We start from the raw sequence: 25,303 nt of genomic DNA on the forward strand, positions 1-25,303 counted from the left end.
CCAGTAAGGGAGCAACCGCCATGGCCCGTTCGCTCGACGGCCTCGTCCTCTCGCCGGTCGCCGACCAGGCCCCCGGCCAGGTCGGCACCCGCACCCGCTTCACGTACCACGAGCGGGACGGCCGGATCTGGGCCGAGTACGAGGGCGGTGACGTGGTGCGCGGCCATCTCGTCGGCACCCGGTCCGCGGACACGCTCGATTTCCGGTACGTCCAGCTGAAGCAGGACGGAACGACCTCCTCCGGGCACTGCCTGTCCACGGTCGGCGCATGCCCGGACGGCCGGGTGCGGCTGGACGAACGGTGGGAGTGGGAGTCCCAGGAGGGCAGCGGGACGAGCGTGGTGGAGGAGCTCATTTCCTGACGGTCCGTCAGGTGTTTATGGTGTACGGGTGAGCGAGCAGACGGAACAACAGTCAGCGCGGCAGTCGGCGCGCCGTGTCGTGATCGTCGGAGCGGGCATGGCGGGCGTGCAGACCGCCGTCGCCCTGCGCGAACGGGGCTTCACCGGACCGGTGACCCTGGTCGGCGCCGAACCGCACCAGCCCTACGACCGGCCACCGCTGTCCAAGGCCGTCCTGCTCGGCGAGGCCGAGAACTCCGCCTTCGACATCGACTTCGAGGCGCTGGACATCACCCTGCGCCTGGGCGTGGACGTGAGTGGCCTGCGCTCCGGCGCACATGAGCTGGACACACCGGACGGCCCCGTTCCGTACGACGTCCTGGTCATCGCCACCGGGGCCGAACCCGTGCGGCTGCCCGGCTCCGAGGGCGTGCGGGGCGTGCACCTGCTGCGCACCCTCGACGACGCCGCCCGGCTGCGGCCCGTCCTGGAACGGCAGCACGACGTGGTGGTCGTCGGGGCGGGATGGATCGGCGCCGAGTTCGCCACCGCGGCCCGCACCGCGGGCTGCGCGGTCACCGTCGTCGAGGCCGCCGAACGCCCCCTCGCGGGCGCCCTGCCCGCCGAGGTCGCCGCCCCCATGGCCGGCTGGTACGCCGAGAGCGGCGCCGAACTCCTCACCGGCGCCCGGGTCTCCCGCGTCGAACCGGGCACCGTCACCCTGGCGGACGGCCGGGTGCTCCCGGCCGGTGCGGTGGTCGTCGGGATCGGCGCCCGGCCCGCCACCGGCTGGCTGGCCGGCTCCGGCATCGCGCTCGGCCCGGACGGCTCGGTCACCGCCGACAGCGCGCTGCGCACCTCGCTGCCCGATGTGTACGCGGTCGGCGACTGCGCCTCCTTCCCGTCCGCCCGCTACGGCGCACGCCTGCTGGTCCACCACTGGGACAACGCCCTCCAGGGCCCCAGGACCGTCGCCGCGGACATCGCGGCACTCGACGGCGACGGCCGTCCCGGCGTGTACGACCCCGTGCCGTACTTCTGGTCCGAGCAGTTCGGCCGCTTCGTGCAGTACGCGGGCCACCACGCCCACGCCGACGCCCTCCTGTGGCGCGGCGACCCGGCCGATCCCGCCTGGTCGGTGTGCTGGCTGCGCGACGGCGCGCTCGTGGCGGTCCTCGCCGTCGGCCGTCCCCGCGATCTGGCGCAGGGGCGCAAGCTCATCGAATCGGGGGCGGCACTCGACCCGGCGCGGGTGGCGGACCCCTCCGTACCGCTGAAGTCGACGGCTCTGTGAGCCGGGCCCGACCCCCGTACGGTCGGGCCCGGCTTCCGGCTGTCGGTCCCAGATGGCACGCTTGTCCTCGTGACCGAGATTGACGCAAAGATCGATGCTCTAGTACCTGCCTGGCTCCACCTTCCCGACATCGCGGAACTGCTCGACATCCAGGTGACGCGGGTGCGGCAGCTGGTCAAGGAAGGCCAGCTCATCGCCGTACGACGCGGTGAGAACCGGACGCTCCAGGTGCCTGCCGCCTTCATCGACGGCGACAAGGTCGTCAAGGGCCTCGCCGGGACCCTGACGCTCCTGAGGGACGACGGCTTCTCCGACCAGGAGATGCTGGACTGGCTCTTCACTCCCGACCCGAGCCTGCCCGGCACCCCCGCGCAGGCTCTGAGCGAGAATCGCGGTACGGAGGTGAAGCGCCGCGCCCAGGCGCTCGCCCTCTGACCGAGACAACCACCTGCGGGGTACGGGCCGTCCCGCACGGCCCGTACGCCCGCCGTACCGACGGGGGATTTTCGCCATGCCCACGCCTCGCGAGCTGCTGTCCGACGCCCGGCTCTACCTGTGCACGGACGCCCGCAGGCGACAGGGTGACCTTCCCGCTTTCCTCGATGCCGTGCTCCCGGCGGGCGTGGACATCGTCCAGCTGCGCGACAAGGGCATGGAGGCGGCGGAGGAGCTGGAACACCTCGCGGTGTTCGCCGACGCCTGCGAGCGTCACGGCAAGCTCCTCGCCGTGAACGACCGCGCCGACGTCGCCCATGCCATCGGTGCGGACGTGCTGCACCTGGGCCAGGGTGACCTGCCGGTGCCCGCCGCTCGCGCGATCATCGGCGCCGACGTGGTGACCGGCCGCTCCACGCATGCCGAGTCCGAGGTCGACGCGGCCGTCGCCGAGGCGGGCGTGGACTACTTCTGCACCGGCCCCTGCTGGCCCACCCCCACCAAGCCCGGCCGGCACGCCCCCGGGCTCGGACTCGTGCGCTACGCTGCCTCGCTCGACCAGCCGCGCCCCTGGTTCGCCATCGGCGGGATCGACGAGGGCAATCTGGACGAGGTGCTGGACGCGGGTGCCCGCAGGGTCGTCGTCGTCCGGGCGATCACCGAGGCCGCCGACCCGGCCGCGGCCACCGCCGCACTCGCGCGGCGGGTGCGGGCACGCTCCGTCTGATCTGAGGGCATGTCCGCGTGATGCCGCCTGATGCCCGTGCGATGTCGGGCGATGTCCGCGTGACGCCCGCGTGATGTCCGAGGGGTGGACAACAATCAGGCCAATCGAGACAAAAAACGCAGGCCCGGTTGGGCGACCGCCGAGCCCTGGTTAACCTCGCAGTATGGCCCTTGGCACACCTTCCACCAGGACAGACCGTGCACGCACCGTGCGTGACCTGCTCGCGACCGGCACGACCTCGTATTCCTTCGAATTCTGGGCGCCCAAGACCGAGAAGGGTGAGCGGAACCTCTGGAACGCGCTGCGCCGGGTCGAGGCGGTGCGCCCGAGCTTCGTCTCGGTGACGTACGGCGCCGGCGGCTCCACCCGCTCGGGGACGGTCAGGGCGACGCAGCAGATCGCCGCCGACTCCACGCTCACCCCGGTCGCCCACCTCACCGCGGTCAACCACTCCGTCGCGGAACTGCGCAACATGGTCGGGCAGTACGCCGACGCCGGAATCAGGAACATCCTCGCGGTGCGGGGCGACCCGCCCGGCGACCCGATGGGCGAGTGGGTCGAGCACGGGCAGGGCGTGCGGTACGCCGCCGACCTCGTCCGGCTCATCAAGGAATCCGGCGACTTCTGTGTCGGCGTCGCCGCCTTTCCCGAAATGCACCCGCGGTCGACCGACTGGGAGACCGACATCGGGCATTTCGTGGACAAGTGCCGCGCCGGAGCCGATTATGCGATCACTCAGATGTTCTTCAATCCGGATGACTATCTCCGGATGCGTGACCGCGTGGTCGCGGCGGGTTGCGACACCCCGATCATTCCCGAGGTCATGCCCCTCACCAGCGTGAAACAGTTGGAAAGGTTTGCGCAGCTCAGCAACGCGACCCTCCCCGCGTCGTTGAAAGAACGCATCCTCGCCGTCAAGGACGATCCAGCCGCTGTACGCTCCATTGGCATCGAGTTCGCAACGAAGTTCTGCGCGAAGCTGCTGTCCGAAGGCGTGCCCGGACTTCACTTCATCACGCTCAACAACTCGACGGCAACGCTCGAAATCTACGAGAATCTCGGACTGCACAAGCAGTCGTGACCGGCCGTACCCGCCACCAACCGGGGCGGTGGCCGTAGGAGGGGGCGGGCGTGGGCTGGACGGTCCTCTACATCGCATTCGGCTTTGTGGCGTTGTGGCTGCTGGGCGAGGTGCTGCTGCAGTACAAGGCACGGCTGCGCTGGCGGCTCCTCGCCTTCGGCGGGTTCCTCACCGTGGTCATCGGTGTGCTGATCGCGTCCGTGCCGGTCATCGTGGTCGGGGCGATCGCCTTCGCCACCGGCCAGACCTATGTGACCCTCTCCTTCCGGCGGGGCTTCTCGACCGGCTGGGCCATCGGGGGCAGCCCCGGCGAGAGCCGCCGTCGCCGTGGCGGCGGTGAGCGGGCGGCCACCAAGGAGCCCACGCTGCAGGTCTCGGACCTGGAGTACGAGCAGCCCCTCGCGGAGACCGCGGCCGCGCCCGCCGCATCCGTCTACGAGCCGCAGCCGCTGCCCGACGACACCGGGCAGTACGGCGTCTACACCGACAACACGTACGCCGGGAACGGCCAGCAGGGCGACGGCAACGGCAACGGCCCCGGCTCCGGCCACCCCGAGCAGCACGGGGCCGAACCGCAGCCGCAGTACGGCGCGTACACCCCCTACGGCGACTACGACCGGCCCGCCGCCCAGGACACCTACGCCGGGCAGTACGACTACGGCACGGGCCAGCAGCAGAGCTACGCGGCCTACTCCGACCCGTACATCGGCACCGGCCCCGCAGGCGGATCCGCGCCCTACGCCTCGTACGACAGCTACGGCAACAACTACGACAGCTTCGGGGGGCAGCAGCAGTACGCCGACCCCTACCCGCAGCAGTACGACAGCCCGGAGACCCCGCCCGGGGGCGTCTGGGTCCCGCAGCAGCGCGACGCCGGGCAGTTCCCGCCGATGCCGCCGGAACAGCCCGTGCGGCCCGCTCCGTACGGCAACGGCAATGGCAACGGCAATGACACCGGCCAGAGCGAGCCGTACCGCTACTGAGCACGGCTGTCGGCACGGCGGCCGGGGCGCGCCCGGCCGCCTCCGGCCGCCGTGCCGTTCGCCCGGCCGTCGTTCGCTCCGTTCGCTTCGTTCAGTCGTTCAGCGGGAGCCGCGGAAGTCGTCGCCCTCCACGATGAGTCCGGCGACGAGCGTCCCCGACATTCCGGCATGCGCCAGCCCGCCACCCGGATGCGACCAGCCGCCCGCCAGATACAGTCCCGGCAGCCGGGTGCGGTTCGCCGGACGCAGATACGCGCCCCCGGCCCCGGCCAGTGCGGGCGCGGGCACCGAACCCCCCTCGGCTCCCGTCTCGGCGGCGGTCTCGACCGGCGTACGCACCTCCCTGTGCAGGATCCGCTCCCGCAGACCCGGAACGGCCTCCACGGCCGACGAGATCAGCGTGTCGGCATACCGCTCGCGCAGCGCCGCGTCCGTCCAGTCGACCGGGCCCTGCGGAGCCACCGTCGCCGTCAGCGTCACCGCCTCGTGCGCCTCGTCCGGGCGGGTCGAGGGATCGTCGGGACGCAGCACCGTGACCGTGGGCCGCTCGGCGACCCGGCCCCGGAACACCGCGTCGAGCTCCGCCGCCCCGTCCGCCGCGTGCACCACGGTCCGGTGCACGGCATCGGCCTCCCGGGCGCCGCGCAGAGACAGCAGCACCACGAACCGGCCCGGCACGTCATCGCCCGCGGGGCGCGGCCACGCCGCCACGTCCCCGTCCCCCCACAGCTCCTGACCCGGCACCAGACCGGGGCGCGGCTGGGCGCCGAGCACCACCCGGTCGGCCTCCGCCACCTCGCCGCCCGCCAGCTCCACGCCCGCCGCCCGGCCGTCCTTCTCGACCACCCGGACCACCTCGGCGCCGAAGACGAACTCCACCCGGCGTGCCAGGCACCGCTCGTACACCGCGCGGGCCAGCTCCCGAATCCCTCCGGTGATGTACCAGCTGCCGAAGGTCTCCTCCATGTACGGCAGCAGGGCCGCCGCCGCCGGGGCGCGGCGCGGATCGAGGCCGTACGACAGGGCGTACCCGTCGAGCAGGGCGGCCAGCCGGGGGTCCGCCAGCTCCCAGGCGCCGACCTCCGCCACCGTGCCCGCCTGCCGGGCACCGCGCAGCAGCCGGCGCTGCCGGACCGAGGGGTAGGGGTCGCGGCCGAGCGCCTGCCAGTCGGGGCGCAGCGGCTCCTCCAGCAACGGCCGCCGCGACCGGTCCCACGCATCGCGGGCCCGGTCCAGGAAGCCGCTCCAACGGGCTCCCGAGCCGGGCCCGAGCGCTCCGTCCAGGGCGGCGGCCACCTTGGACCGCGAGGCGTTGGGCAGGGACACCGCGGTGCCGTCCGCGAAGAGGTGGCGGCTCGCCGGATCGACCTGGGACAGCGTGACGCTCTGCTCCAGGGACTCCTTGCCGGTCTTCACGAACAAGTCGCGCTGGACCGCGGGGAGATGAAGGAGCGTCGGCCCGGTGTCGAAGGCGAAGCCCTCATGGGTATACCTGCCGACCGAGCCGCCGTACGTCGCCGAGCGCTCGTACACCGTCACCCGGTGGCCAGCCACGGCGAGCCGGGCGGCCGCCGCCATCGCGCCCGTCCCGGCGCCGATCACCGCAATTCGTGCCATGCCGTCGACTTTATCGACCGCCACCGACAACTCACCCGGGAGGCCGGTGCCCACCCGCTCCGGCCAGGCGTTTCTCCTCGCGGCGCTGGGCCCTGCGGCGCAGGAACCGGCGGATCCGCGCGGCCAGGAAGACCAGTGTCAGCAGCCCGAGCAGCAGTAGGACAGCGGCGATGACGGCGGCCGCCAGCGGATGGAATATGGCGAACGTGATGATCCCGGCGACACCGAGGTCCTCGGCCGTGCTCACCCCGATGTTGCTGAACGGTTCGGGGGAGGTGTTGACCGCCATCCTGGTGCCCGCCTTCACCAGGTGGCTCAGCAGCGCCGTGGAACCGCCGACCGCCCCGGCCGCGAGCTCAGGCAGCGAACCGCTCCCACCGGCCAGCAGCGCCGCGACGACCGCGCCGGAGAGCGGCCGGATCACGGTGTGCGCCGTGTCCCAGACCGAGTCGACGTACGGGATCTTGTCGGCCACCGCCTCGCACAGGAACAGGACGGCGGCCACGACGAGGACATCGGTGCGCTGCAACGACGCGGGCACCTCGTCGCTCACGCCGGTCGCGCCGAAGATGCCGAGGAGCAGGACCACCGCGTAGGCGTTGATCCCGCTCGCCCAGCCACTCGTGAACACCAGGGGGAGTACGGACACGGACGCGATCGTAGCCAGAGCGGGCCCGGACCGGGTGGGCCCGGGTGCGCAGCTCTGAGTATCCGTACCTAGGGAGCGAGATGAGTAGCTGCGCGGATAGGCCCCCACCCCGCGCGGGCGGCAGAGTGGTGGCCACGGAAGGGGCGCGGCGCCAGGACCGCCGACACGGGGCGGCGGAACGGCGCGGCACCCCTGACGCAGCGGGGGTGCGCGACGGAGAGCCCGGGGGACCGCGGGGGAGATCGGGGTCACGGGGGAGAGGTTCTCCGGCAGCACGGAAAACGCCGGTCCGGCCGAGTTCGAGACGATCGAACTCGGCCGGACCGGCGTCTTCGTGTGTGCCGCGGCTGCCGGGAACACACGGCTCAGCCCGGCGCCCGCCACGGACGCGCACGGCCTTGGCCGGACCCGCTGACCCGCCCGGACGAGCGCGGCCGGTCAGCGCCCGCTGACCCGCCCGTGCAGCAGCAGGGACAGCGCCGAGTGCACCTCGTCAATGGACCGTTCCGGCTGGAACGCCTGCCAGTCGAGAGCCGCCACCAGCACCATCCCGACGAGCGCGGCGGCCGTCAGTGGAATGTCGATCTCCTCGCTCAGCTCACCGTTCTTCACGGCGTCGCGCAGCACGTCCTCGACCACGGCCACGGCCTCCTGCCGCACCACCAGCAGAGTGGCCTGCCAGGCACGGTTGGTGCGCCAGAGCTCGGCGACGTACAGCTGAGTGAAGGCCGGGTAGCGGTCGATGAAGGCCAGACCGGCCCTGATCATCGCGTCCAGCGCCTCCACCTTGCTGCCGCCGCGCTCCTCGGTCTCCTCCGCGGCGGACCGGAGCGAGGCCGTGAGCAGCCCGACGCCGTGGCGCAGCAGCTCCTCGAAGAGTTCGGTCTTGCTCTTGAAGTTGTAGTAGACCGTGCCCTTGGCGACCCCGGCGCGCTCGGCGATCTCGTCCACGGTGGTCGCGGAGAAGCCCTTCTCCGCGATGAGGGTGACCGCCGCCTCGTAGAGCTTCTGCCGGGTGGCCTGGCGGCGCGTGGTGCTACTGCTTTCCATACGGTCGATTCTCACAGGTCCCGGCGTGCTCACAGGCTCAGCTCCGGATGCAGCCGGTCCAGGGTCCACACCTGCTTGCGGCGCGCGGAGAGGGCGGTCAGGGCCAGCGCGCCCGCGGTGAAGGCCAGCAGGACCGCGCAGCCCTGCCACACCGGGCCGAGACCGCCGCCGGTGATCAGCCTGCGCAGCGCGTCGACGACGTAACTCATCGGCAGGTACGGGTGGATCGCGCCGAAGAAGCCGGGGCTGGTCTCGACGGGGTACGTCCCGCCCGCCGAGGTGAGCTGGAGCATCAGCACCGCCAGGACGAGGATCCGCCCCGCCGCGCCGAAGCGGGCGTTCAGCCACTGCACGATCGAGGCGAAGCAGCAGGTCACCAGGGCCAGGAAGCCGATCGTCCCGGCCGCGTGCGCCATCCGCAGGCCGAGGCCCCAGTGCAGGACGGACATCAGCGCGGCGACCTGGAGCACGCCGATCGCGGCGACCGGAAGCCAGCCGGCGAGGGCGATCCGCCAGGCGGAGGCTCCGGCGGCGAGCGCCCGTCGGTTGAGCGGCTGGATCAGCATGTACGCCACCATCGCGCCGACCCAGAGGGAGAGCGGGATGAAGTACGGGGCGAAACCGGTGCCGTAGTTCGGGGCCGCGTGCAGCGACTTGGAGGCCAGCTGCACGGGGTCGGCCATGACGCCCGTACGCGCGTCGCGGTCCTTCTTGTCGTAGTCCGGGATCTTGCCGACGCCGTCGTTCAGCCCCTGGGCGAGCGTCGCCGACCCGTCGCCGAGCCGGAACAGCCCGCCGTCCAGGTTGTCCGCGCCCGTCTTGAGCTTGCCGACACCGGTGTCCAGATCGGCGGATCCGGTCTTGGCCGTGCCCAGTCCGGTGTGCAGCGCGTCGGCGCCCGTGGCGACCTTGTGGGCACCGGTGTTGAGCGCGTTGATCTTCGCGACGGCGGACTTCAGGTCCGTGTCCAGGGCCGGCGAGCGCTTCGCGAGCGCGTCGGCCTGCTCCTGAAGGGTGGCCAGCTGCCCGCGCAGCTTCTTGAGGTCCCCGTTCTGATGGGTGACCAGTGCGTTCACGTCGTCGGCGACCTTCGCGACATCGGCCGCCGCGGTCCTGGCCCGCTCCAGCGGCGGGCAGACCGTGGGGTCGTCGGGGAGAGGCTGCTCCTCGCACCGGGTGCGATAGACCTCGGCGAGGTCGTCGGAGGCCGTGTGGGCGGCGCCGGCCGCGGTGGGGGCTGCCTCCACGAGCAGGTCGAGGTTGTCCCGTACGGTCTGCGAGGAGTCGGCGACCAGCCGGGCCGTGTCGCCGATCGCCTTCCCGTTGTCCTTCAGGAACGGGCGGACGTCGCCGGCGATGCCGTTGACCTTGTCGGCGAGCGCCTGGGTGCCGTCGGCGACCTGCCGGGAGCCCGCTTCGAGGTCGCTCGCGCCCTGGCTGAGCGTGACGATCCCGTCGGACAGCCGCTTGCTGCCCGCCTTGGAGTCCTTGAGGCCGTCCGCGAGGTCCTTGGAGCCCTTCTTGGCCTGGGAGATGCCGCCCTTGAGGTCGTCGGCACCCTTGGCGGCCTTCTCGGTCTGACCGTGGAGGTCGGAGAAGTTGATGAAGATCCGGTCCAGGAAGCCCCGCGAGGCGTTCGTGGAGGCGGCGGTGCGCACCTCGGAGAACACCGACCGGGAGATCTGCCCGACGATGTAGTTGTTGGCGTCGTTCGTCCGTACCTGGAGGGCGCCGGTCTCGGGGGAGTCCCCGCTGCTCGAAGCGATCCTGCTGCTGAAGTCGGACGGCATGGTCAGCGAGAGGTAGTACGTCCCGTCCTCGACGCCCTTGTGGGCCTCGGCGGAGCTGACCTCGTGCCACTGGAAGATCTCGGAGTCCCGCAGCTTGCCGGTGATCTCGTCACCCGCCGCGATGCGCTTGCCCGCGGCACTCGCCCCCTTGTCGTTGTTGACCAGGGCGACGGGCAGCTTGTCGAGGCGCCCGTAAGGATCCCAGAACGAGCAGAGGTACAGGGCTCCGTACAGCAGAGGCAGCAGCAGAAGGGCCACCAGCGCGGCCGCCGGCAGCTTCCCCCTGCCGAACCGCTTCAGTTCAAGCGCGGCCAGTTTCGGCGAACGCATCGGCCGTCCTCTCCTCGGTGGTGGTGCCGGTACGCACGACGAGCGCGTCCTCGGGGGCCTCGCTGCACACGGCGAGCACCGTCGTTCCGCCAGCGGCGATCGAACGCAGCAGGTCCCATGCCTCGGCGCGTTCGGCGTCGGACAGCTTGAGATCGGTGTCGTCGACGGCGAGCAGCCGGGGTCGGCCGATCAGCGCCAGGGCGACGGACAGCCGCAGTGCTTCGAGCCGCTCCAGATCCCGTACGGAGGTCCGCTCGGCCTTGGGCAGGGCGGCGGGATCGAGTCCGGCGGCGTCCAGCGCCTCGTCGATCCGGGCCCGCGCCGCGGCGGCCCGCTCGGCGCGCGGGCGGAGCAGGGCGCGCAGCGAACCGCCGTAGCGGCGCTGGAGCAGGGCCCGTTCCCGCAGATGTTCGGCGACGGTGAAGGCGGGGTCGAGCTCGCTGACTCCTGGGACCGGTCCCAGGGCGCTGATCCTGCGTACGGCGGCCGCCTTGGCGGGCAGGCTCAGGCCGCCGGTCTCCGCGTGGCCCTCGGAGGGGCGCATCCGGCCGGTGAGCGCGAGCAGCAGGCAGGTGCGGCCCGAGCCGGACGGTCCCTCGATCGCGACGAGCGCTCCGGGGGCGGCGGTGAGGTCCACCCCCCGGAAGGCCCAGCCGCGCGGTCCCTTGAGTCCGAAGTCCTCGGCGCCGACAGCTGCGCCGTGCGGGCTGTCCACAGGCCCTCCCCTGATCCTCTGATGCTCGAACGATTCTCTTGAACTGACCGGTCAGTGCAAAAAGTTAGCCCGAACCTGCGCTCGAACGCAAAAGCGCGCTGCCCGGCGGGCTGTGCGCGGGCCCGCCCGACGCCCGAGCCCACCGGCCGGCGACTGCCTTCTTCGGTGGGCCTTCGGTAGATCCTGGGGAGGTCCTCGGTGAGTCCTCGGTGAGCCTTCGGTGAGAACGCCCAGGTCGGAGGTGGGTTCGGCGGAATTGTCAGTGGGGTCCGTCACGATGGATACATACGGCCACGGAGCCGTCACACGACGACAGCAGGAGGTTCGTCATGGCCAGCTCGTCCGCAGCCGCCGCCCCGCGGCGCCGCGCAGTCAGCCCTGCCCCCTCACTGACCGGTCCGGCAAGCGATGTCCACCCTGTACCGCGCCGCACCACGGCGCCGCCGGCCGCTCTCGATCTGCTCGCCAAGGCCCGTGCCGGCCTCGACGAGGCCGCCGTTCTCGACGTGCCGAACGAGCGGTATGCCACCGCCCACCTCGCCGCGCTGCGTACGGCTGCCGCCGTGCTCGCCGCCCGAGGCCGCCCCGAAACGAACAAGCGCCGCCGGGAGCGCATCCGCAGTGCGTGGGAAGTCCTCCCGGAGATAGCCCCCGAACTCACGGAGTGGAGCGCGCTGTTCGCCTCCGGAGCCCTCCGCCGGGCACGGGCGGAGGCCGGTATGCCGGGCGCGGCCGGTACCCGTGACGCCGATGATCTGCTGCGCGACGCGGCGATGTTCCTGCGCCTGGTCGAACGCCTGCTGGTGCTCCAGCCGGTGCTCCCGCAACCCAGGAAGGAGCGGCCCGACGAGAGGTGACCGGGACGGCGGTGCGAGGCAATAGGGTGGAGAGCACCTGTAGTCACCTGCACTGTTCACGCTCCGCCGTCAGCGGCGGCACCGTGCCGAGGAGTCATCTGTCGTGTCGGACCAGCTGCGCCCCCGCGCCTCCCTCCGTACCGCCGTGGTCTGGGAGGTCCTCAAGGACGCTCTCGACCGCCAGGTCAAGGCGACCGGCAGGGACGACCTGGACGTCCTGGACACCGGCGGCGGCACCGGGAACTTCGCGGTGCCCGTCGCCCGGCTCGGCCACCGGGTCACGGTCGTCGACCCCAGCCCCAACGCGCTCTTCGCGCTGGAGCGCCGCGCCGCCGAGGCCGGGGTCGCCGACCGCGTCCGGGGAGTCCAGGGCGACATCCTCGGACTGTTCGACGTGGTGGAGCGCGGAGGCTTCGACGCGGTGCTCTGCCACGGTGTCCTGGAGTACGTGGACGAGCCCGCCGAGGGAGTACGGAACGCGGTCGACGCGCTCCGTCCGTCCGGCGCGCTCAGCCTGCTGGCCGCCGGGCTCGGCGGGGCCGTCCTGGCCAGGGCGCTCGCCGGGCACTTCACCGAGGCCCGGCAGGCGCTCGGCGACCCGGCCGGCCGCTGGGGCGAGGGCGACCCGGTGCCCCGCCGGTTCACCGCCGAGCAGCTCTCCGGCCTGGTCTCCGGCGCGGGCCTGGAGGTCGGGGCCGTGCACGGCGTACGGGTCTTCGCCGACCTCGTGCCGGGCGTCCTGGTGGACACCGAGCCGGGCGCCATGGAAGCGCTCCTCAAGCTGGAGGCCGCGGTGGCCGAGCTGCCGGCCTTCCACTCGGTCGCGACCCAGCTGCACGTTCTGGGCGAGAAGCGCGCCTGAGGGGTGGCGCGGTCGCTGCCTGCGCATGGCCGCGGAGCGAGCGGAGCGTGGCTGATCAGCAACGCAGCCGCAGACGGAGTACTGCCCAGGACCCCCGTACGGCGCTCCGGCCCCGTATGATCGGGTGACACCATCCGGCATGACGGATCGGATGTCGGGGAATCTACGCCTCAGCAGCCGAGCCGACATGGCGGTCCGGAGTGGCTAAACGCTAGAGGGCGGGTTTCACGGGGGCGAATCCCTGCCTATCCTGGAAGGGCCGCATACCGGTCGCCCCCGCGGCCGACGACGAGGAGGACTCCGTGCCGCTCTCGGAGCACGAGCAGCGAATGCTCGAGCAGATGGAGCGAGCGCTGTACGCCGAAGATCCCAAGTTCGCTACAGCGCTTGAGGGAAGCGGGCTGCGTACGTACACCCGACGACGGGTCTACCAGGCGGTCGCTGGCTTTCTGGTGGGTATCGCGCTCCTCATGGCCGGAATGGTCGCACAGCAGATCTGGGTCAGCGTGGTGGGGTTCCTCGTCATGCTGGGCTGCGCCGTGCTCGCGGTCACCGGGTGGCGCAAAGCACCCAAACCCGGCGAACAACAGCCGGAGGCCGCAGGGAGCGGGGGCAGCGGCACCCGCCGACAGCCCCGGCAGCGCCGGTCGATGATGAACCGCATCGAGCAACGGTGGCAGCGCCGCCGCGACGAACAGGGCCAATAGACACTCCCGATTCCCGGAAGTCGTTCCGGAATCGGGCTGAGAACTTAACGCTGGACACTGATGGGTGAGGGGCGGCCGCATTTCTGCGGCCGCCCCTCACCCATCCCGCTTCCCGGCACTGCTCGGCGATCAGCGCCCGCTGGGGTGCGGCGAGCGGGGCCGGGGCCCCGGCCGAGGCGCGCGTGGCGGTGGGCCGGGTCCGTCCGCGAGGGGCGGGCCCGGCCCGTTGCCGGAGGCTCCCGGTCAGCCGGGCTGGCGCGAGGGCCTGCGCGGTCGGCGGGTCCAGCGGCCACGCCCCGGACGGTTCGCCCAGCGCTGGGCGAACGCCGCACGGCGCTCCGTGATCGCCCACACCACCCGGACGGCCGAGCGGGGCGCGACCGTCGCGCGGAGCCGTGCGGCGCGGCCCACGGAGGCCCGCAGAGCCGCCCGTACCAAGAGGGCGTCCTCGGTGAGACCGGCGGCCGGCCGGGGCCGCGGCGCGTAGAGCACCTGCTCCACGGCCCCCGCGACCCGGTGCACCGCGGCAGCCGCGGTGGAGTCGAGCCGGCCCAGCCGCACGATGCGCGCCGCGGCCTTGCGCGGGGTCAGCGACTCGTCCGGCACGATGCCGTGGTCCCACGCCGAATCGTTGATCTCCCGCCAGGCCGCCAGGATTCTGGCCCTGGCATCCGCGGGCGTGCGTCCCTCGGACGAGCTCAGCCTCCGGGTCCGGGCACGGACCCGCCAGAGCAGCGGCAGCAGAGGCAGTACCAGCACCAGCACCGCGCCGAGAACGATCAGGGTCACCGTGCCCGCGGGCGTCCTCGGATCCGTGGGGCCCACCGCGCCCGGAGCCGCTGAGGAACCGCACTCACCCTGGCGGCGCATCTGCGCCGGGCAGCTCTCCGAGGCGGACGGCGCGGTGCTCGGCACGGCGGAGGCGCTCGTGGACGGCTGCACCGGATTGGCCGCGTCGCCAGAGGGGGCGTCGGGCCGGGTGTACGCCGGGGTGGTGCCCCGCGTCGGTGTCGGCTCGAACCGGGTCCAGCCCACACCCTCGAAATACAGCTCGGGCCAGGCGTGCGCGTCCCGCAGCCCGACCGAGGACGCCCCGTCTGCCTGGACGGTGCCCGGCGTGAAGCCCACCGCGACCCGGGCCGGGATGCCCAGCGTCCGGGCCATCGCGGCCATCGTGAACGAGAAGTGGACGCAGAAGCCCTGCTTGTCCTTGAGGAACCGGCCGATCGCCGCCGATCCGGTCCCCGAGGTGACCGTCGTGTCGTAGATGAAGCCGCCCGAGGAGGAGAACCAGTCCTGCAGCTTCACGGCTCGTTCGTAGTCGTTGGCCGAGCCCTGCGTGACCTTCCGGGCCGTCTCGGCCACCACGTCCGGCAGCGAGCCGGGCAGCCGGGTGTACTCCCGTGCCAGCGCCTCCGGCGGCGGGCCCGCCGTGGCGAGCTGTGCCGCGGTCGGTTCGACCACCAGGCTGCCGACCTCGTAGCGCGCGCCACGCGTCGTCTGGCCGTCGTCGCCGACGAGGGTGCGGCCCTCGGGCTCGTACCGCCAGCGCCCGCCGACCTTGACCTCGGTCACGGGGTAGGGGAGCGGCAGATAGGTCTGCCGGTACGAGCGCGACGCCGCGATGTTCGTCCTGATCTCGGTCACGGCGACGTCCGGATTCAGCCCGGTGGGATCGGGGAGGCGCTCGGGCACATCCTTGAGCCGGCGGGTCGAGGACCGCCACTCGCTTCCGTTGAACTGGTCCAGGGCCAGGATCCGCAGATACAGGTCCTGGGGGTTCCCGGAGTTGGTGCGATACGTCATCACCTCCCGGTTCTCCGGCTGGTTGAGGTTGTTCTGCAGCGAGACCAGCGGATTCACCGCGGAGATGGTGCCGCCGCCGCTGCCCTTGCCGTTCCCGTTGCCCGTACCGCCCAGCAGGCCGCCGTCGAGAGCGGGCAGGGCCGCGGGGACGACCAGGGCGATCCCCAGTGCCACGGCGCCGATGCGCCGCCCGGTGCGGACCGGGGCCGTCGCCCCGCTGCCGGAAGCGGTGAGCCCGGCCAGACCGTCCGAGGACCGGGCGACGCCGCCGAAGACCCGCCCCCACTGGGACAGCCGGTCCCGGCCCTCGGCCAGCAGGAGCAGCAGATAGCCGCAGGCGGCGAGCAGGAACCACAGCCAGCCCGCCGCGCCGTCGGCCAGCCCGGCGGCGACCGAGTACAGCGCGAGCAGCGGCAGCCCGGCCGGGGCCGCGCTGCGGAAGGTCACCGCGAGAGCGTCCACCGCGAGCCCGATCAGCAGCACACCGCCGATCAGCAGCAGCCGGATGCCGTCCGTCGTCGGTGCCGGAATGGAGTACGTACCGACATCGTCGGCGCCCGCCGTGAGCAGTGCCCCGAGCCGCTCGACCGCCTCCGGTCCGGGCAGGACACCGAAGAGCGCGTGGTCCCTGGCGAACACCACGGTCAGTACCAACAGCGTGACCAGCGCCTGAGCGGCCACGGTCAGCGACCTGGCCGGCGTCACCCGGCGGGCGAGCGCGCCCGCCCCGCCCTGGATCGCGAGCAGGACCACCGCCTGCAACAGCCACCCCGCCGACTCCACCAGTGGCAGCAGAGCGCCCGCCGCCATCAGCGTCGCCGCAAAGGCGCACAGCGCCAGCCGGGTCCGCCCGCTCATGACCATCCCCCCGAAAAACCTGTCGAACCGCCGCTCCCGGCGCTCTGGGTGCCGTCGGGCAGCTGACCCGCCTGCTGCCACAGCCGGGCGAGTTCCGCCCCGGCGGGCACCGGCACCGCGATCCAGCCCGCCTCGCGCAGCAGCCGCAGCCGCTCGTCGGCGGCGCTCGCGCCCTGCCCGTCCCCGCCGTGCACCCAGCCCCCGCTGTCCAGGACGAAGGCGACGGCCGCGCCGCTGCGCTGCCGCATCCGGGCCGCCACCGCCGTCTGTTCCTCGTCGAGATCGCCGAAGAAGGCGATCAGCAGCCCTTCGTTTCCGCCGCGCAGCACGTCGTACGCACGCGACAGCCCGCCGCCGTCGGACTGGTCGACGACCGCGAGGGTGTCCAGCATCAGGCCGGCCGAGTCCGCGGACTCCTGGGTCGAACCGGCGAACCCGTCGGAACTCTCACCCGGTACCGCATTCCCGTCGTCCGTCAGCAGCCGTACCGCGAAGCCCCGCTCCAGCATGTGCACCAGCGCGGACGCCGCGCCCGACACCGCCCACTCGAAGGCCGAGTCGGGCCCCGCCCCCTGATAGCCGATCCGCCGGGTGTCCAGCAGCACCGTGCACCGGGCCCGCCGCGGCTGTTCCTCGCGCCGCACCATCAGCTCGCCGTAGCGCGCGGTGGAACGCCAGTGGACCCGGCGCAGATCGTCGCCGTGCCGGTAGCCGCGCGGAATGACATCGTCCTCCCCGGCCAGGGCCAGCGAGCGCTGCCGCCCGTCGCCGTACCCCGAAGCCTCGCCCGCGAGCCGCAGCGTCGGCAGCGGCTCGGTACGCGGGATCACGATCAGGGTGTCGTACGCACTGAACGAGCGGGTCAGCTCGCACATGCCGAAGGGGTCGCTGAGCCGCAGTTGCAGCGGGCCCAGCGGGTAGCGCCCGCGCAGGTCGGACCTGACCTTGTAGGACACCTCGCGACGGCCGCCCGCCTCCACCCGGTCCAGTACGAATCGGGGCCTCGGCCCCAGCACGTACGGCACCCGGTCCTGGAGCATCAGGAGCCCGGTGGGCAGCCGGGACACATTGTCCATCCGCAGGTGCACCCGCGCCTCGGAACCGGCGGGCACCCGGGACGGCGACAGCCGTCGGCTGCCCGCGACCCGGTAGCGGGTGCGGTAGAGGACCGTCACACACAGCAGCGGCAGCACGGCGAGCAGCAGCCCGACCCGCAGCAGGTCGCCCTGGCCCAGCACATAGGCGCAGACCGCGGCGGCCACACCGGCGGCGAGGAAGGACCGTCCCCGGGTGGTCAGCCCGCCCAGGGCCGCCCGCAGACCGCCCTTGTCGTCGCCGTCCTCCACGGCACCGGGCTCCCCGGCCGCCATCACAGCCGCCGTGCGCCGGGCTGCTGCTGGCCGTACGCCGGGCGGCCCGGCAGGTGCTGGGACCGCACGTCGGCCGCGGTGCCACCGGCCGAGGTCGGCACGGGTGTGCGCTGAAGGATCTCCAGCACCACCTGTTCGGCCGTGCGGCGGTTCAGCTGGGCCTGCGCGGTGGGCAGCAGGCGGTGCGCGAGGACCGCTGTGGCGAGCGCCTGCACATCGTCCGGCAGCGCGTAGTCGCGCCCGCTGAGGGCGGCGGAGGCCTTCGAGGCGCGCAGCAGATGCAGGGTCGCGCGCGGCGAGGCCCCGAGTCTGAGATCCGGGTGGTTGCGGGTGGCCCCGACCAGCTCCACCGCGTACCTGCGGACGGAATCGGCGACATGGACCGTGCGCACCGCGTCGATCAGCTTCACGATGTCGTGGGCGTGCGCCACCGGCTGGAGGTCGTCCAGCGGTGAGACGTCGCCGTGCACGTCGAGCATCTGCAGCTCGGCCTCCGGGCTGGGGTAACCGATCGAGACCCGGGCCATGAAGCGGTCGCGCTGGGCTTCGGGCAGCGGGTAGGTGCCCTCCATCTCCACCGGGTTCTGGGTGGCCACCACCATGAACGGGTTGGGCAGCTCGTACGTCTGTCCGTCGATGGTGACCTGGCGCTCCTCCATCGACTCCAGCAGCGCGGACTGGGTCTTCGGCGAGGCGCGGTTGATCTCGTCGCCGATCACGATCTGGGCGAAGATGGCGCCCGGTTTGAACTCGAAGTCCCGCCGCTGCTGATCGAAGATGGACACACCGGTGATGTCCGAAGGCAGGAGATCCGGTGTGAACTGAATGCGCCGCACCGAGCAGTCGATGGACCGCGCCAGCGCCTTGGCCAGCATGGTCTTGCCGACCCCGGGGACATCCTCGATGAGGAGATGTCCTTCCGCGAGCAGCACGGTCAGCGAAAGCCGTACGACCTCAGGCTTGCCCTCGATCACACCCTCCACCGACCTGCGCACCCGCTCCGCTGTGGTGGTCAGATCTGTGAGGCTCGCTCGATCGTCATAGGTCGTCACCCGGCCCTCCTCGGCCCTTTGTGCATGGGCCGGCGCGCATTGGTGCCCCGGCCCACCCCGAAATGCGGACACCGCGCCGGAGGACCCGGGGAGATGCCACCCCCGCATTCTTGTTGCCGTTACCGCTTCGTGTCACTCGCCTGTGGATAAGTGGGTGCGATATGTCGGCTGTTGCTGGGGTTTCGGTGTCCTGATGCCGCCGGAGGAGGGGTGGGGCGGGGGCGGGGGCGGGTCAGGAAGCGGGAAGGATCTCGCGCAGCAGGCCGGTGGTGACGTCGAAGACGAAGCCGCGGATGTCGTCGGTGTGCAGGAGGAACGGCGACGTGCGTACGCGCTGCATCGACTGGCGTACGTCCTGGTCGGCGTCCGTGTAGGCCTCCACCGCCCAGACCGGCCGCTGGCCGACCTCGTGCTCCAGCTCCTGCCGGAAGCCCTCGGTGAGCGATTCCAGGCCGCAGTTGGTGTGGTGGATGAGTATGACGCTGCGGGTGCCGAGTGCCCGCTGGCTGATGGTGAGCGAGCGGATCACGTCGTCGGTGACCACGCCGCCCGCGTTGCGGATGGTGTGGCAGTCGCCGAGTTCGAGGCCGAGCGCGTCGTGCAGGTCGAGGCGGGCGTCCATGCAGGCGACCACGGCGACGTGCAGCACCGGCCGTGCGTCCATGCCCGGGTCGCTGAACTCGTCCGCGTACCGGGCATTCGCCTCGACCAGGCGGTCGGTGACGGTGCTGCCGGAACTGGCCGCGCCAGGGGCGGTCGTCACGGGTTCGGCGGGGGAGTGCGCGGAAGTCGACATGAAGATGACGTTAGCCCTCCCAGCTGGACGAAGCCTGCTGTGAGAGTGGACAAAGAACGTCAACGAGGCTTGTTGTGAGGTAACCCACAAGCCTCACAGAGATGCACCCGGTCGGGTGAGCTCCGGGGTGCGAGGGCGTCGGGCCGACGCGCTGCCCGGTTCGTTGATCGGGAATCGATCGAATGGCAGGGTGGACTAAAGTGACGCGAAGTTACCGACACACCCCGCACATAACGCGCATTCCATAGATATCGCACATTCCGTTTTTCCCCGTGCTGTGCGGTGTTACGTGCGGCCCGGCCCTCTCCCGCTCTTGGTCGGCCGACGCCCCTTCCCCGGCGTCGGCGGACCTCCCCTTCAGGGCGGGCGGGGACCAGGACGCACGCGCTGCCGCACGGGACTGAGCCTGAGAGGGCGCTTTGAGCCAGACCCGACATGTCCCGGTGATGCTCCAGCGGTGCCTGGACCTGTTGGCCCCGGCTCTGGAAACCCCGGGCACCGGGGCGCCGGTGGTCGTCGACTGCACCCTCGGCCTCGGTGGCCACAGCGAGGCCCTGCTCGCAGCCTTCCCCACCGCCCGGCTGATCGCCCTGGACCGGGACAAGGAAGCGCTGCGGCTCTCGGGCGAACGGCTCGCCCCGTACGGCGACCGGGCCACTTTGGTGCACGCCGTCTACGACGAGCTTCCCGAGGTGCTCGCCCGGCTGGGCATCCCCAAGGTCCAGGGCGTTCTGTTCGACCTCGGTGTCTCCTCGATGCAACTGGACGAGGCCGACCGCGGATTCGCGTACGCCCAGGACGCCCCGCTCGACATGCGCATGGACCAGACGACCGGCATCGGCGCCGCCGAGGTGCTCAACACCTATCCGCCGGGCGAACTCGTCCGGATCCTGCGCGCGTACGGCGAGGAGAAGCAGGCCAAGCGGATCGTCTCCGCCGTTGTGCGCGAGCGCGAGAAGGAGCCGTTCAGCAACAGCGCCAGGCTCGTCGAGCTGATCCGCGACTCCCTGCCGCAGGCCGCCAAGCGCACCGGGGGAAACCCGGCCAAGCGCACCTTCCAGGCCCTGCGCATCGAGGTCAACGGCGAACTCACCGTCCTGGAGCGGGCCATCCCGGCCGCCGTGCGGAGTCTCGCGGTCGGTGGCCGCATCGCCGTCCTGTCCTACCACTCGCTGGAGGACCGGCTGGTCAAGCAGGTCTTCGCGGCGGGCGCCGCCAACACGGCACCCCCCGGGCTGCCCGTCGTCCCCGAGCGCTACCAGCCCCGGCTGAAGCTGCTCACCCGAGGCGCGGAGCTGCCCACCGAGGAAGAGGTCGCCGAGAACCGGCGCGCCGCCCCCGCCCGGCTGCGCGGCGCCCAGCGCATCCGCGAGGAGGAGCGATGAGTGCTCCCGGAGCGTCGGAGGCGGTGACCGGTGCCGTGCCCCGTGCTGTGACCGACTGGGCGGCCCGTGCTGTGACCGGCGCGGTGAACGGTATGGCGGCCGAGGTGGCGACCGGTGCTGTGACCGGCCCGGCGGCCGAGGCGGCAGGGGTGATGCGGTGAGCAAGCCGGCCGCGCAGTTGAAAGGGCGGGCCGGACGGCTCGCCCGGCTGATGCCGTCGGGGCCCAGCAACGCGGCCCGCACCCCCTTCGTCCTGCTGGTCGTCCTGCTCCTGGGCGGCGGACTCATCGGCCTTCTCCTGCTGAACTCCGCGCTGAACGAAGGATCGTTCAGGCTGAGCGAGCTCAAGAAACAGACCACCGACCTCACCGACGAGCAGCAGGCCCTCCAGCGTGACGTCGACGGCTACTCCCAGCCCGACGCGCTGGAGCGCCGCGCCCGGGAACTCGGCATGGTGCCCGGCGGCAGCCCGGCCTTCCTCGACCCGGACGGCACGGTCCGCGGGGTGCCCGCGGAGGTCACCGCCGAGCCGTCCCCCACCCCGGAGCCGGAGCCGGAGCCCGAGACCAGCGAGCCCACCGTCCCGGCCGCCCCCTCCGACGGCGCGTCACCGAGCGCCACGCCCACAGCCGACGCCTCCGCGCAGGCCGCCGGTCCCACGCCCGCCGCCCCCGAAGCCCCCGCGGGCCCGGCGAGCGGTGCCGCCGGAACAACCCGCGAGGCGCCCGCCGAGCCCGGCGGCCCCGCAGCAGAGACCGCGCCGCCGCGCACCGCGGCGACCCCGCCCCCGACGAGCCCCGGCAGGTGACGCAGTGCCGCCCAAGGAACCGCCGCGCCGCCGCGTACCCGGCCCCCCGCGCCCGCGCGGCAACGGAGCGGGCGGCTCCGGCCGCTCCCGGTCCACCGCGCGCCCCGAGGCCGGACGCCCGCGCCCCGCTCCCCGGCGGCCGGGCAACAGGACGGCTCGCAACCGCGCCGGGCGCTCGCTGCGTCTGGGCAGTCCCCGCCCCCGGCTGCGCCTGGTCGGCCTCGGCCTGACGGTCGTCATGCTGGTCTTCGTGGCCCGGCTGCTCCAGGTCCAGGCCGTCGACGCCAGTGCGTACGCGGCCAAGGCCGACGAGAATCGCTACCTGGAGTACACGGTGGCCGCCGAGCGCGGCGAGATCACCGACCGCAGGGGCATCGCCCTGGCCACCAGCGTGGACGCGCACGACATCACCGCCGACCCCAAGATGTTCACGCCCGAGGACAGCAAGGCCGCCGACGCACCGCAGCAGGCGGCGGCCCTCCTCGCGCCCATCCTCGACAAGGACGTCGAGGAGCTGACCAAGAAGCTGTCGACGCCCAAGAGCCGCTACACCGTCCTGGCCCGGCGGCAGACCCCGCAGGTCTGGAAGCAGATCAAGGACCTCAAGTCGGTCTTCGCCGAGAAGGCAGCCAAGGACAAGGCCAACGGCGGCCCGGGGGCCAACGTGCTCGCCGGTGTCCTCCAGGAGCCGACCACCAAGCGGGTCTACCCCAACGGCGACCTCGCCGCCGGGATACTGGGATTCGTCAGCGCCGACGGCAAGGGCGGCGGCGGACTCGAATCGCAGCTGAACAAACAGCTCGCGGGCGAGGACGGCAAGATTAGGTACGCCCAGTCCGGCGGCCGCAGGGTGCCCACCGCGGGCGCCCGGGAGATCCCGGCCGTGTCCGGCTCCGACATCGAGCTGACCATCGACCGGGACATCCAGTGGGCCGCCCAGCGGGCCATCGCCGACCAGGTCAAGAAGTCCAAGGCCGACCGCGGCTATGTCATCGTGCAGAACACGAGGACCGGCGAACTGCTGGCCATGGCCAACGCCCCCGGCTACGACCCGAACGACCTCTCGCAGGTCAACGGGGCCGCCCTGGGCAACGCGGCCCTTCAGGACGTGTACGAACCCGGCTCCACCAGCAAGGTCATGTCCATGGCCGCCGTGCTGGAGGAGGGCGCCGCCACGCCCGGCACGCACGTCACCGTCCCCAACCGGCTGCACCGCGGCGACCGGCTCTTCAAGGACGACATCGACCACCCCACCTGGTACCTGACACTCAACGGCGTACTGGCCAAGTCCAGCAACATCGGCACCATCCTGGCCACCGGTCAGCTCGGCAAGACCCAGCCCGAGTCCAACAAGGTCCTGCACTCGTACCTGCGCAAGTTCGGGCTCGGCAGCAAGACCGGGCTCGACTACCCCGGCGAGTCGCCCGGCATCCTGGCCGAGCCGCAGGACTGGTCGACCTCGCAGCAGTACACGATCCCGTTCGGGCAGGGGCTCTCGCTCAACGCCGTACAGGCCGCGTCGGTCTACTCCACGATCGCCAACGACGGGGTCCGGGTCGCCCCCAGCCTCGTACGCGGCACCAAGGGCTCCGACGGCCGCTACACCGCGGTCCCGGCCCCCGAGAAGAGCCGGGTGGTCAGCACGAAGACCGCCAAGACGCTGGCGTCCATGCTGGAGTCCGTCGTCGGCGACGAGGAAGGTACCGGGACCAAGGCCAAGATCCCCGGCTACCGGGTCGCGGGCAAGACCGGTACGGCCAACCGCGTCGACCCGGTACGCGGCGTCTACAAGGGCTACACGGCCTCCTTCGCGGGATTCGCGCCCGCCGACAATCCGCAGATCACCGTCTACTGCGCGATCCAGAACCCGACCAGTGGCAGCTACTTCGGCGGCCAGATCTGTGGACCGATCTACAAGCAGGTCATGGAGTTCGCGCTGAAGACGCTCCAGACCCCACCGTCCGGCAGCGAGCCCGCCCGGCTGCCGGTGTCCTTCAAGCCCGGCGAGTGACAAGGGGGTGCGCGAGCACGCCCCGAGGGAAGCCCCAGTGACAACGATCACCCCCGATCCCGGGAACCGGAACGAGAACTACCGCAACCCGGGTCCCTCGCTTCGCGAGAGGCCGGGTCAGCCCGGTACGCTCACCGCCGTGCCCCACGCTGATCAGTCCCAAACCATCCAGAAGGACGCGCCTGTGACCTATCCGGGAGCGCCCCGACCGGACCGGCTCCGGCCCACTTCCCTCGGCGAGCTGGCAGCCCGGCTCCAGGTCGAAGCACCGCGAACCGGCGAGGTCACGGGCATCACCCATGACTCGCGGGCGGTACGGCCGGGCGATGTGTACGCGGCCCTGCCCGGCGCCCGCTTCCACGGCGCCGACTTCGCCGCCCAGGCCGCCGGCCTCGGTGCCACCGCGGTCCTCACCGACCCGGCGGGCGCCGAGCGCGCCGCCGCCACCGGACTCCCGGTGCTGGTCACCGAGGACCCGCGCGGCCGGATGGGCGAGCTCGCCGCCGAGATCTACGGGCGGCCGGGCGTCGGCCTGCTCCAGATCGGCATCACCGGAACGTCCGGCAAGACCACCACCGCGTATCTGGTCGAAGGCGGACTGCGCGGCGCCGGACGCAGCACCGGGCTGATCGGCACCGTCGAGATGCGGATCGGCGACGAGCGCATCAAGTCCGAGCGCACCACGCCCGAAGCCACCGACCTCCAGGCCCTGTTCGCCGTCATGCGCGAACGCGGCGTCGAGGCGGTCGCCATGGAGGTCTCCAGCCACGCCCTGGTCCTCGGACGGGTCGACGGCTGTGTCTTCGACGTCGCCGTCTTCAACAACCTCAGCCCGGAACACATGGAGTTCCACACCGGCATGGAGGACTACTTCCAGGCCAAGGCGCAGCTGTTCACCCCGCGGCGCAGCCGGCGGGGAGTCGTGAACTTCGACGACGAGTACGGCCGCAGGCTGATCACGGAGGCGACCGTACCGGTCGTCACCTTCTCCGCCGAGGGTCACCCGGACGCCGACTGGCACGCCGAGGACGTCGAAGTCGGCCCGCAGGACAGCACCTTCACGGCGGTCGGCCCCAAGGGCGAGCGGATCGCCGCCAAGGCCCCGCTGCCGGGCCCGTTCAACGTCGCCAACACCCTCGCCGCGATCGTCACCCTGGCCGTCGCGGGCGTCGACCCGCAGACCGCCGCCGACGGCATCGCGGCCGTCCCCGGCGTCCCGGGACGGCTGGAGCGGGTGGACGCGGGACAGCCCTACCTCGCGGTCGTCGACTACGCCCACAAGACCGACGCCGTCGAATCGGTCCTGCGCTCGCTGCAGAAGGTCACAGAGGGCAGGGTGCACATCGTGCTCGGCTGCGGCGGTGACCGCGACATGACCAAGCGCGGCCCGATGGGCGCCGCGGCGGCCCGCCTCGCCGACACGGCCGTACTGACCTCGGACAACCCCCGTTCCGAGGACCCCCTCGCGATCCTCGCCGCGATGCTCTCGGGCGCCGCCGAGGTGCCCGTCCACGAGCGCGGTGACGTCCTGGTCGACGCCGACCGCGCCGCGGCCATCGCCGCCGCGGTCGCCCGCGCCGAGCCCGGCGACACCGTCCTCGTCGCGGGCAAGGGACATGAACAGGGCCAGGACATCCACGGGGTGGTACGCCCCTTCGACGACCGCCTGGTCCTGCGCGCAGCCATCGAACGGTCCCTGGGGCGCGGACGCGCCGACGACGCACCCCCGAGCGTCACGGACCGAGCCCCTCACCACGAGAACAACAGTCAGGGATGACC

Annotated in this window: 23 protein-coding genes; 14 read left to right on the plus strand and 9 right to left on the minus strand. The window is 72.2% G+C overall.

The window, feature by feature from the left end; genetic code table 11:
* The first annotated feature begins 20 nt into the window (after positions 1-20).
* From OG413_RS21690 to OG413_RS21715, 6 genes are all read left to right on the plus strand, one after another.
* Positions 21-362: a hypothetical protein gene (locus OG413_RS21690; protein ID WP_266807916.1), complete on the plus strand. Its 342-nt coding sequence runs from the start codon at positions 21-23 to the stop codon at positions 360-362.
* 28 nt (positions 363-390) lie between these two features.
* Positions 391-1,635: an NAD(P)/FAD-dependent oxidoreductase gene (locus OG413_RS21695; RefSeq protein WP_266807918.1), complete on the plus strand. Its 1,245-nt coding sequence runs from the start codon at positions 391-393 to the stop codon at positions 1,633-1,635.
* A gap of 69 nt (positions 1,636-1,704) precedes the next feature.
* Positions 1,705-2,070 carry an Rv2175c family DNA-binding protein gene (locus tag OG413_RS21700; protein WP_266807920.1) on the plus strand — a complete coding sequence of 122 codons (366 nt, stop codon included), beginning with the start codon at positions 1,705-1,707 and terminating at the stop codon, positions 2,068-2,070.
* Between the two features lie 76 nt (positions 2,071-2,146).
* Positions 2,147-2,797 carry a thiamine phosphate synthase gene (thiE, locus tag OG413_RS21705; protein WP_266807922.1) on the plus strand — a complete coding sequence of 217 codons (651 nt, stop codon included), beginning with the start codon at positions 2,147-2,149 and terminating at the stop codon, positions 2,795-2,797.
* Between the two features lie 163 nt (positions 2,798-2,960).
* Complete coding sequence (gene metF, locus OG413_RS21710; protein ID WP_266807924.1) at positions 2,961-3,878, plus strand: methylenetetrahydrofolate reductase [NAD(P)H]; 918 nt, start codon at positions 2,961-2,963, stop codon at positions 3,876-3,878.
* Positions 3,879-3,928: 50 nt separating this feature from the next.
* Entirely contained in the window at positions 3,929-4,861 is a 933-nt protein-coding gene (locus tag OG413_RS21715; protein ID WP_266807926.1) for a hypothetical protein, read from the plus strand.
* Positions 4,862-4,960: 99 nt separating this feature from the next.
* Here OG413_RS21715 and OG413_RS21720 read toward each other — a convergent pair whose 3' ends face one another.
* The 5 genes from OG413_RS21720 to OG413_RS21740 form a co-directional block, all read right to left on the minus strand.
* Positions 4,961-6,478 (minus strand): NAD(P)/FAD-dependent oxidoreductase, encoded by a 1,518-nt coding sequence (locus tag OG413_RS21720; protein WP_266807928.1) that lies wholly within the window; start codon positions 6,476-6,478, stop codon positions 4,961-4,963.
* 31 nt (positions 6,479-6,509) lie between these two features.
* Positions 6,510-7,127, minus strand: a complete 618-nt coding sequence (locus tag OG413_RS21725) for a DUF4126 domain-containing protein (RefSeq protein WP_266807930.1) — start codon at positions 7,125-7,127, stop codon at positions 6,510-6,512.
* A gap of 438 nt (positions 7,128-7,565) precedes the next feature.
* Positions 7,566-8,177 (minus strand): TetR/AcrR family transcriptional regulator, encoded by a 612-nt coding sequence (locus OG413_RS21730; RefSeq protein WP_266807932.1) that lies wholly within the window; start codon positions 8,175-8,177, stop codon positions 7,566-7,568.
* 29 nt (positions 8,178-8,206) lie between these two features.
* Complete coding sequence (locus OG413_RS21735; protein WP_266807933.1) at positions 8,207-10,297, minus strand: YhgE/Pip domain-containing protein; 2,091 nt, start codon at positions 10,295-10,297, stop codon at positions 8,207-8,209.
* Positions 10,269-11,012, minus strand: coding sequence for an ATP-binding cassette domain-containing protein (locus OG413_RS21740; RefSeq protein WP_266807935.1), 744 nt, complete (start codon positions 11,010-11,012; stop codon positions 10,269-10,271). Before OG413_RS21740 ends, OG413_RS21735 begins: the two co-directional genes overlap by 29 nt.
* A gap of 329 nt (positions 11,013-11,341) precedes the next feature.
* On the opposite strand from OG413_RS21740, the gene OG413_RS21745 reads away from it, so the two are divergent.
* The 3 genes from OG413_RS21745 (at position 11,342) to OG413_RS21755 (ending at position 13,438) form a co-directional block, all read left to right on the plus strand.
* On the plus strand, positions 11,342-11,869 hold the full coding sequence (locus tag OG413_RS21745) for an SAV_6107 family HEPN domain-containing protein (protein ID WP_266807937.1): 528 nt from the start codon (positions 11,342-11,344) through the stop codon (positions 11,867-11,869).
* 103 nt (positions 11,870-11,972) lie between these two features.
* Entirely contained in the window at positions 11,973-12,731 is a 759-nt protein-coding gene (locus OG413_RS21750) for a methyltransferase (protein WP_266807938.1), read from the plus strand.
* A gap of 302 nt (positions 12,732-13,033) precedes the next feature.
* Complete coding sequence (locus OG413_RS21755) at positions 13,034-13,438, plus strand: DUF3040 domain-containing protein (protein ID WP_266807940.1); 405 nt, start codon at positions 13,034-13,036, stop codon at positions 13,436-13,438.
* A gap of 243 nt (positions 13,439-13,681) precedes the next feature.
* Here OG413_RS21755 and OG413_RS21760 read toward each other — a convergent pair whose 3' ends face one another.
* The 4 genes from OG413_RS21760 to OG413_RS21775 all read right to left on the minus strand — a co-directional run bounded on the left by OG413_RS21760 (position 13,682) and on the right by OG413_RS21775 (position 19,320).
* Complete coding sequence (locus OG413_RS21760; protein WP_266807942.1) at positions 13,682-16,102, minus strand: transglutaminaseTgpA domain-containing protein; 2,421 nt, start codon at positions 16,100-16,102, stop codon at positions 13,682-13,684.
* Positions 16,099-17,472 (minus strand): DUF58 domain-containing protein, encoded by a 1,374-nt coding sequence (locus tag OG413_RS21765; RefSeq protein WP_266807944.1) that lies wholly within the window; start codon positions 17,470-17,472, stop codon positions 16,099-16,101. The genes OG413_RS21760 and OG413_RS21765 overlap by 4 nt, the downstream gene beginning before the upstream one ends.
* Positions 17,472-18,524 carry a MoxR family ATPase gene (locus OG413_RS21770; protein WP_266807946.1) on the minus strand — a complete coding sequence of 351 codons (1,053 nt, stop codon included), beginning with the start codon at positions 18,522-18,524 and terminating at the stop codon, positions 17,472-17,474. Before OG413_RS21770 ends, OG413_RS21765 begins: the two co-directional genes overlap by 1 nt.
* A gap of 232 nt (positions 18,525-18,756) precedes the next feature.
* The gene (locus OG413_RS21775) at positions 18,757-19,320 is read right to left on the minus strand and encodes a carbonic anhydrase (protein WP_266807947.1); all 564 of its coding nucleotides are present in this window, start codon (positions 19,318-19,320) and stop codon (positions 18,757-18,759) included.
* A gap of 419 nt (positions 19,321-19,739) precedes the next feature.
* On the opposite strand from OG413_RS21775, the gene rsmH reads away from it, so the two are divergent.
* From rsmH to OG413_RS21800, 5 genes are all read left to right on the plus strand, one after another.
* Positions 19,740-20,705 (plus strand): 16S rRNA (cytosine(1402)-N(4))-methyltransferase RsmH, encoded by a 966-nt coding sequence (rsmH, locus tag OG413_RS21780; protein WP_266807949.1) that lies wholly within the window; start codon positions 19,740-19,742, stop codon positions 20,703-20,705.
* Positions 20,702-20,866 (plus strand): hypothetical protein, encoded by a 165-nt coding sequence (locus OG413_RS21785; protein ID WP_266807961.1) that lies wholly within the window; start codon positions 20,702-20,704, stop codon positions 20,864-20,866. The genes rsmH and OG413_RS21785 overlap by 4 nt, the downstream gene beginning before the upstream one ends.
* On the plus strand, positions 20,863-21,513 hold the full coding sequence (locus OG413_RS21790; protein WP_266807962.1) for a septum formation initiator family protein: 651 nt from the start codon (positions 20,863-20,865) through the stop codon (positions 21,511-21,513). Before OG413_RS21785 ends, OG413_RS21790 begins: the two co-directional genes overlap by 4 nt.
* Before the next feature lie 4 nt (positions 21,514-21,517).
* Positions 21,518-23,524, plus strand: a complete 2,007-nt coding sequence (locus tag OG413_RS21795; RefSeq protein ID WP_266807964.1) for a penicillin-binding protein 2 — start codon at positions 21,518-21,520, stop codon at positions 23,522-23,524.
* Between the two features lie 184 nt (positions 23,525-23,708).
* Positions 23,709-25,301 (plus strand): UDP-N-acetylmuramoyl-L-alanyl-D-glutamate--2,6-diaminopimelate ligase, encoded by a 1,593-nt coding sequence (locus tag OG413_RS21800; protein ID WP_266810287.1) that lies wholly within the window; start codon positions 23,709-23,711, stop codon positions 25,299-25,301.
* Positions 25,302-25,303 lie beyond the last annotated feature (2 nt).

The sequence above is a fragment of the Streptomyces sp. NBC_01433 genome (assembly GCF_026340105.1).
GTDB lineage: Bacteria > Actinomycetota > Actinomycetes > Streptomycetales > Streptomycetaceae > Streptomyces.

Bases quoted from the DNA above. Each gene is read 5' to 3' on its own strand.
- OG413_RS21690 (WP_266807916.1), top strand. From the start codon at position 21: ATGGCCCGTTCGCTCGACGGCCTCGTCCTCTCGCCGGTCGCCGACCAG.
- thiE (WP_266807922.1), top strand. From the start codon at position 2,147: ATGCCCACGCCTCGCGAGCTGCTGTCCGACGCCCGGCTCTACCTGTGC.
- metF (WP_266807924.1), top strand. From the start codon at position 2,961: ATGGCCCTTGGCACACCTTCCACCAGGACAGACCGTGCACGCACCGTG.
- OG413_RS21720 (WP_266807928.1), bottom strand. From the start codon at position 6,478: ATGGCACGAATTGCGGTGATCGGCGCCGGGACGGGCGCGATGGCGGCG.
- OG413_RS21730 (WP_266807932.1), bottom strand. From the start codon at position 8,177: ATGGAAAGCAGTAGCACCACGCGCCGCCAGGCCACCCGGCAGAAGCTC.
- OG413_RS21735 (WP_266807933.1), bottom strand. From the start codon at position 10,297: ATGCGTTCGCCGAAACTGGCCGCGCTTGAACTGAAGCGGTTCGGCAGG.
- OG413_RS21745 (WP_266807937.1), top strand. From the start codon at position 11,342: ATGGCCAGCTCGTCCGCAGCCGCCGCCCCGCGGCGCCGCGCAGTCAGC.
- OG413_RS21760 (WP_266807942.1), bottom strand. From the start codon at position 16,102: ATGAGCGGGCGGACCCGGCTGGCGCTGTGCGCCTTTGCGGCGACGCTG.
- OG413_RS21765 (WP_266807944.1), bottom strand. From the start codon at position 17,472: ATGGCGGCCGGGGAGCCCGGTGCCGTGGAGGACGGCGACGACAAGGGC.
- OG413_RS21775 (WP_266807947.1), bottom strand. From the start codon at position 19,320: ATGTCGACTTCCGCGCACTCCCCCGCCGAACCCGTGACGACCGCCCCT.
- OG413_RS21785 (WP_266807961.1), top strand. From the start codon at position 20,702: ATGAGTGCTCCCGGAGCGTCGGAGGCGGTGACCGGTGCCGTGCCCCGT.